This window comes from Bradyrhizobium sp. 87 (genome assembly GCF_023073015.1).
Classification (GTDB): Bacteria; Pseudomonadota; Alphaproteobacteria; order Rhizobiales; family Xanthobacteraceae; genus Bradyrhizobium; species Bradyrhizobium canariense_D.
This window is the reverse complement of the sequence record NZ_JADPIQ010000147.1, coordinates 1-2,643: the sequence shown is the minus strand read 5'-3', so window position 1 is coordinate 2,643 and position 2,643 is coordinate 1. Positions and strand designations below refer to the sequence as shown.

The following is a 2,643-nucleotide window of genomic DNA, read 5'->3' as shown; positions in this document are numbered from 1 at the left end:
AGTGCGGCGCGGCAATCAGGATGGAAGTGCAGCGTCAATCAGGATGAGAGAGCTTCGCCGGGCTCGTGACGCAGGGAGGGCGTAGCCCGACCGGAGTTACGAGCCCGGCGACGGCGCGATCCGAGCGGACCGCGCCGTCTGGTGATCGCGGCTGGCCGGTGATGGATGGTTCTTCTCGCCAAAGAGGAATCACCCGTTGCCAGGCTGCCATGTCACCGATCACCAGATGAGGCTCTACATGAAGTTCCGTCAAACCAATTCGCCGCCAGAGGCGGCCGCGAAGGCGTCGTTCAGTTCGTCGACCGCTTATCGGCTCGAGAAGGATCTGCGCCTTCCGTCGCAAAAGAAGACACCGCGGCAAAGGCGGCGGCCGGATCCCTTGGCCAACGTCTTCGGCCTGGAGGTCGTGCCGATGCTGAAGGCGGCTCCCGGCGTGCGGCCCGTGGCCATCTTCGAGGAGATGCTCCGACGCCATCCTGAGCTGGGGGCTGAAATCCGCCGCACGCTCGAGCGCCGGATCCGCGCCTGGCGGGCGATCCACGGCGAGGAGCAGGAGGTCATCTTCCGCCAGACCCACGAAGTGGGCCAGGTCGGCCTGTCCGACTTCACCGATATGGGCGAGCTTGGGGTCGCCATCGCTGGCGTGCCGCTCGATCATCGCCTGTATCACTTCCGGTTGGCCTATTGCGGGTTTGAACACGCCCATGTCGTGCTCGGTGGCGAGAGCTTCGTCGCATTGGCCGAAGGGCTGCAGAATGCCCTGTGGTCGCTCGGTGGGGCACCGCGGGAGCATCGGACCGACAGCCTGTCGGCCGCCTTCTGCAATCTCGATCGCAATGCGAGGGACGATCTGACCAGGCGGTACGAGGACCTCTGCGCCCACTACGGCATGCGGCCTTCCCGCAACAATCGCGGCATCGCCCACGAGAACGGGGCGATCGAAAGCTCGCATGGCCATCTCAAGCGCACGATCGCCGATGCGCTGCTGTTGCGCGGCACTGCCGACTTCGATGATCTCGCCGCCTATCGCGGCTTCATCGACGAGATCGTCAGCCGCCGTAATGCCCGCAACTCCAAGCGGATCGACCACGAGCGCGCCACCCTGCAGGCGTTGCCAGATCGCCGCACCTCGGACTACGAGGAGGTGATTGTCCGCGTGACGTCAAGCGGCGGCTTCACCTTGCGCAAGGTGTTCTACACCGTGCCGTCGCGTTTGATCGGGCACCAACTGCGGGTGCGCCTTTACGACGATCGTCTCGACGTGTTCGTCGGCGGCACCCATCTCGTCGCCGCGTGGGCGGCCGCATTCCAACGGCAAGCACGACCAGGTCGTCGATTATCGGCACGTGATCCATTCCTTGCGGCGCAAGCCAATGGCGCTGCTCAATCTCGTCTACCGTGATCGGCTGTTCCCGCGCGATGCCTATCGCCGAACCTTCGATTGCTTGCGCGAACGGCTGCCGGACAGGAAAGCCTGCCGGATCATGGTCGATCTGCTCGCACTGGCCCATGAGCGCGGCTGCGAGGCCGAACTCGCCGATCAGCTCGCGACCGAGCTTGATGCCGGCCGACTGCCCGACCTCAACCGGCTGCGCGCTTACTTCTCTCCCGATCCGGCCTGCGTGCCGCACGTCGTGGTGCAGCTCGCACCGCTCGCCACCTATGAGTGCCTCATCGGTGCCGGCGAGATCGGAGGTGCCGCATGAGCACGGCCAACACCATTGACACCGCGCGCCTCAATCTATTGCTCAACGAGTTGCGGCTGCCAGCCATCAAGGTGCTGTGGCCGCAATTTGCCGAGCAGTCCGACAAGGAAGGCTGGCCGGCGGCCCGCTTCCTCGCCACCATTGCCGAGCACGAGATCGCCGAACGCGGCCGCCGCCGCGTCGAGCGCCATCTCGTCGAGGCGCGGCTGCCCGCTGGAAAGACCTTCGACAACTTCGACTTCGAGGCTGTGCCGATGATCTCCAAGGCACAGGTGACCGCGCTCGCCGCCGGCGATGGTTGGCTCGGCAAGGGCGCCAATCTGCTGCTGTTCGGCCCGCCCGGCGGCGGCAAGAGTCACTTGGCGGCAGCCATCGGCCTGGCCCTTATCGAGAACGGATGGCGCGTCCTCTTCACCCGCACCACCGATCTCGTCCAGAAGCTCCAGGTGGCGCGGCGCGAGCTCAATCTCGAGGCCGCCATTAACCGCCTCGACCGCTTCGACCTCCTGATCTGTGATGATCTTGCCTACGTCACCAAGGACCAGGCCGAGACCAGCGTGCTGTTCGAGCTCATCAGCGCTCGCTACGAGCGGCGTTCCATGCTGATCACCGCCAATCAGCCCTTTGGAGAGTGGAACAGGGTCTTCCCGGATCCTGCTATGACGCTCGCCGCCATCGATCGCCTCGTTCACCACGCCACCATCGTCGAGATGAACGTCGAAAGCTATCGCAGGCGCACCGCGCTCGAGCGGAAGCGTGGTCCAGGGCGACCATCCTCGCACGCGACACCAAAAACACTCGCTGATTGACGCTCCGCGACAATCAGAGCGAACAAAACTCTTGCGCGCGACAATCATCGCGGCAATCATCACCTCGCCGCGACACCGACTCGCCATCCTGATTGTCGCGCGCTTCCCATCCAGATTGTCGCGCTATA

The 2,643-nt window shown here is 64.7% G+C and carries 1 protein-coding gene and 1 pseudogene; both read left to right on the top strand.

Annotated elements, in window-relative coordinates:
• Nucleotides 1–226 precede the first annotated feature (226 nt).
• Nucleotides 227–1,706: pseudogene (gene istA / locus IVB50_RS38505) on the top strand (IS21 family transposase).
• Entirely contained in the window at nucleotides 1,703–2,515 is an 813-nt protein-coding gene (istB, locus tag IVB50_RS38500) for an IS21-like element ISBj11 family helper ATPase IstB (RefSeq protein ID WP_247300139.1), read from the top strand. Before istA ends, istB begins: the two are co-directional and overlap by 4 nt.
• Nucleotides 2,516–2,643 lie beyond the last annotated feature (128 nt).